The following is a 4,845-nucleotide window of genomic DNA, read 5'->3' on the forward strand; positions in this document are numbered from 1 at the left end:
AGTGCCGCGGCGAGCATCTTCGACAGGTCTTGGTCCTTGTTTTGAATCAGGTAATCCACGGCCCAACGGGTCAGTCGGTCTTGCTCCTCCACCGGGACCGCCTTCAACGCTGACGGGGTTTGTCCGGCATAACGCTGGTGCAGCTCGGAGATGATTTCCAGATACGTTGTGAGCACCCGCATTTTCGCAGTGGAACCCAGCTCCAGTTTGCTGCCCTCGTTGATATCGAACGGCTGATCGGTGCTGTCGGTTTGCACCCGAACCCGCGAGCCGTCCGGGTCACGTTCAAACAAGGTGAAGCTATAACGAACTTGAGTGGTGCTGGTTGGGGTCAACAGATGCTCGCCGATCAAACCCAGCTTGCCGGCAATTGCGGGGTCGGCCAAGTCTCGAAGGTATTGACTGACGTTGGTTTGCAGAACGTTTTGCAAGGTGCTGGTGGCCGACAGATCCAGGCGGTCGAGGTCATATAACGACCGGTTTAGTAACGTCGATAAGTGACTGCGGGCGACGCTGATGCCTTTGTCGGTTTCATTCAGTTGAAGGGTTGGTTGCTGCTCCCAATCACGATATGTCACCACGCTGTCGAGTGCCGCTGCGGCCAACGTTTGGTCGATTACGCCGTTCTGCGTCAGTAGGCGGATATGGCTGTCGGTGAGTTGCGCTAATTCCTCACGGCCTTTGGTCAGGTAATGCGAAGGCCGGCGTTGAGCGATCACCAATGACAGTACCTGTCGCAGCGCTAGCCCACGGGCGGCGAGGTTTTTCGGGTCACTGGCGCTGCTGCGAAGTTGTGCGTTGACCGCGTCGAAATCCGCGCCGTACCACACGCGCAAGCCTTCAGACAGGCCATGCACCTCGCCGTGCCCCGGCACTGCTGACAGCGGCACACTGTTGAGGTAATCCCGGACCACGCGTTGCCGGGCGTCCATGGTTTGTGGGCCGGTTTGATAGGCTCGGACGCTGGCGGAAATCATCTGCCGCAGCTTCTCTGCGCCCGATTGAGTCAGGCCGTCGGGTGAGTGACGGTACTTCTCAAGTTGCGTGGCCAAGGTGCTGCCGCCCGCAGATTGGCCGCCCAGGGCGAACACCTTCGCCACTTGCGAGGCCGCGGCTTTTGCAAACCGAGGCCAATCGATCGCGGGGTTTGCTTGCGGTTGTTTTGGGTCAAGCAGGTCACGGTTCTCGATAAACAACAGGCTGTTCACCACCAGTGGCGGGATGCTCGCGAAGTCGGGATAAAGCTGCTGTGGATAAACAAACTGATAAAGCGGCGATCCTTGGCAGTCAGTAATCGACAATCCGGCCTGAATTTTCTCCTGATAGGGCACGAAAAAACCGCGCTGACTATAGCCGAGCAGGTCAGGGGAGAAGCGCACTTGTTGTGTGATCAGGTAATCACGTTTGAGTAAGCGGGGCAGGAACTCGCCCAGTGCGGAATAACCCAAACGCTTGTCGAACGGGCCATCACCGGGATAAACGATGGCGTTGCTCGGGCCGTTCTGCATCGAGTAACCAAGCTGGTTGCCGAAGCGACTGAACTCCCGTGCCTGCAGCCTGGAGCTATGTATTTCGGCGGACACGGCAAAGCCCAGAGCAATCAGGCCAATTACGGACACCACCCAAAACATGCGCCAGCCGTACCGTTTACGACGAGGACGTTTTGGCAATGGAACGTCATCAAGACCGTCAGCGGGAGCGACAGTCTTTTTCGAATCGGAATGCCACAAAGCGCCCATATCGATTGGCCCGGTTAAGCGTGTTAATCGCACCTGACACAAGCTTAGACGCTGGCCGTCATCAGTGAATTATTTGTATAGGTATGAGTGTGTATGGGCCCTCTCGTAAATGATGCTTGATATCAGTGCGCTATCAGTGCGCCAAGTTAGGGCTAAGTGTGTTGCAGGTAGATAACACGCTTTGATAACTGGCTATTACCTTATTAACCTGCATAAATTCAATTGGACTCGATTTATCTCTGAATAAAAATGGTTATACAGTTAAAACAACTGGCTACAGATTTTTATACTGCGCAACCATTGCCGCAGCGCATATTGCGCTGATGGGCAGTGCTCTTTGTCGGGGCCAGTCGCGCACTTTTGTTGTGCGACAATCACCGCCGATTTCAGTCGCATTGGTTCCCGCTTGATCAGCTCGCTCATAAGGATGAGTCTGGCCATGCGGCGCGCAGGCTCATCCGCCAGTGCTTCGAGCCGTCGATTGACTACATCCAATAACAATACGAGGTTGTAAATCTATGCCAGTCGGCAAGCACACTGTGCAGGCAGAAACCGCCCAAGGCGGTCCTCTGAAACGAGAGTTGGGTGAGCGGCACATCCGCCTCATGGCGTTGGGCGCCTGTATTGGTGTCGGGCTGTTCCTCGGGTCGGCCAAGGCGATTCAGATGGCCGGGCCGGCGATCATGCTGTCCTACATCATTGGCGGCCTGGCGATCCTGGTCATCATGCGCGCCCTGGGTGAAATGGCCGTGCACAATCCGGTAGCCGGGTCGTTCAGCCGTTACGCACAGGATTATCTCGGCCCGCTGGCCGGCTTCCTGACCGGCTGGAACTATTGGTTTCTATGGCTGGTGACCTGCGTCGCGGAAATCACTGCCGTGGCGGTGTATATGGGCGTCTGGTTTCCTGACACGCCGCGCTGGATTTGGGCGTTGGCCGCGCTAGTGAGCATGGGTACAGTCAACTTGATCGCCGTCAAAGCCTTCGGTGAGTTCGAGTTCTGGTTCGCCTTGATCAAGATCGTCACCATCATTGCCATGGTGGTCGGTGGCATCGGCGTCATTGCGTTTGGCTTCGGTAACAATGGCGTAGCGCTGGGTATCTCTAACCTGTGGAGCCACGGTGGCTTCATGCCCAACGGCGTGCAGGGGATTTTGATGTCCCTGCAAATGGTGATGTTCGCGTACCTCGGCGTCGAAATGATCGGCCTGACCGCCGGTGAAGCTAAGAACCCACAAAAAACCATCCCCCGCGCTATTGGTTCGGTGTTCTGGCGCATTTTGCTGTTCTACGTCGGCGCACTGTTCGTGATTTTGTCGATCTATCCGTGGAGCGAGATCGGCACCCAAGGCAGCCCCTTCGTGATGACCTTCGAGCGTTTGGGCATCAAGACAGCTGCGGGCATCATCAACTTCGTCGTCGTGACTGCAGCGTTGTCATCGTGCAACGGCGGAATCTTCAGCACCGGACGCATGCTCTATAGCCTGGCGCAAAATGGCCAGGCGCCCCGTAGCTTTGCGCAAACCGCTGACAATGGCGTACCGCGTCGCGCGTTGTTGCTGTCGATTTTTGCGTTGCTGATCGGTGTGCTACTCAACTACCTAGTGCCGGAAAAAGTCTTTGTTTGGGTCACCGCCATCGCCACCTTTGGCGCGATTTGGACCTGGGCCATGATCCTTCTGGCGCAGATTAAATTCCGTCGCAGCCTGAGTAAAACAGAGGTCAGCCAACTGAAGTTCCGCATGTGGCTATGGCCTATCAGCTCTTATTTGGCGCTGGCGTTTTTGCTGTTTGTTGTGGGGCTGATGGCCTACTTCGAAGAAACCCGCATCGCCCTGTACGTAGGACCTGCGTTCCTGGTTGGGCTGACAGTGTTGTTTTACGTGTTCAAACTAGCGCCCAAAGAACAGGTGGTTGGCGCGGTGAGGACTGCAGTTTAGTCACCATATGGGCTTGGCTTGCTGGCGAAAGCGGTGGTTCAAATACCACTTATGACAACCACTTGTAGGAGCAGCCGGAGGCTGCGATCGACCGGGAACCGGTCGCTTTCTATCGCAGCCTTCGGCAGCTCCTACAGGTTTTGTGTCGCGGCGTCGAAGACGGGGCTCAGGCGCCCAGCCATCCGCTGCTCACGGCCACGATCAAAAATACCCCCAATACCGCCCGGTAGATAATGAACGGCCAGGTAGAGAACCGCTCCAGAAACTTCATCAACCCCCAGATCGCAAAAAACGCCGATATGCTGGCGATTACCAGGCCGAAGAACAGATGCTCCCAGGCCTCTACACCGATCCCGGCATGCAGCAACACCCACAACTCCCTCAGCCCCGCCAAGGCAATGGCCGGCAAGCCTAGCAGGAAGGAAAATCGCGCCGCTTCCTCACGTTTGAAGTTGAGAAACAGCGCCGCGGTGAGGGTCGACCCCGAGCGCGAGACGCCAGGGATCAATGCTCCGACTTGAGCAATGCCAACGATCAGCGCATCGCGCAGACGCATCTGCTCCATGTCGCGCCGGTGTCGGCAGCTTAATTCGGCACCCGCCAGCAGTACCGCCATCACCACGCATGAACCGCCGATCACCATCAGCCCGCGCAAGGGTGAATTGCAGGCGTTGAGGATAGGTGACAGCGCCACCCCGGCAATGACAATGGGGATGGTGGCAAGGATGATCGCCACGGCCAATTTGAACCAGCGGTTGTCGTAGTCACCCTGGCGCACGGCAGTAATGCTGCCGCCCACCACCTGTTGTACGTCGCGCCAGAAATAGCTGACCACCGCCGCCAACGCCGCCAGTTGCATCGCCGCAGAGAACGCCGAACCCGGGTCGGGCCAGCCCAGCAGGGCTGGGACGATACGCATGTGGGCCGTGGAGGAAATGGGCAGCAGTTCGGTAATACCCTGAATCACGCCCAGAATGCCGATCTGCAGGTAGTCAAGGGAGGCAAAGCCGGTATCGAGACCGCTCGAGCAGATGGTTGCCAAAGGGATGTCCTTCCAAAAGTTGGTCTGAGACACGGAGCATAGCGTGAAGCGGTGACATTAGTGATCGGTTTGCGTGACAAACCAGCCCTCTAAACCGCAACCACCCGAGCCGACATGCCCAACC

General features: G+C 57.0%; 3 protein-coding genes. 1 reads left to right on the top strand and 2 read right to left on the bottom strand.

The genetic code is table 11. From position 1 onward, the window contains the following. Window positions 1-1,739: biosynthetic peptidoglycan transglycosylase (locus M0974_RS22405; protein WP_297841921.1), on the bottom strand; the 1,739-nt coding region annotated here is incomplete at its 3' end. A gap of 518 nt (window positions 1,740-2,257) precedes the next feature. On the opposite strand from M0974_RS22405, the gene M0974_RS22410 reads away from it, so the two are divergent. Continuing rightward, window positions 2,258-3,679 (top strand): amino acid permease, encoded by a 1,422-nt coding sequence (locus tag M0974_RS22410; RefSeq protein WP_297841924.1) that lies wholly within the window; start codon window positions 2,258-2,260, stop codon window positions 3,677-3,679. A 166-nt stretch (window positions 3,680-3,845) separates the two neighbouring features. Here M0974_RS22410 and M0974_RS22415 read toward each other — a convergent pair whose 3' ends face one another. Continuing rightward, window positions 3,846-4,721, bottom strand: a complete 876-nt coding sequence (locus tag M0974_RS22415) for an undecaprenyl-diphosphate phosphatase (RefSeq protein ID WP_297841926.1) — start codon at window positions 4,719-4,721, stop codon at window positions 3,846-3,848. Between the last annotated feature and the right edge of the window lie 124 nt (window positions 4,722-4,845).

It is taken from the genome of Pseudomonas sp. (assembly GCF_026224925.1).
Classification (GTDB): Bacteria; Pseudomonadota; Gammaproteobacteria; order Pseudomonadales; family Pseudomonadaceae; genus Aquipseudomonas.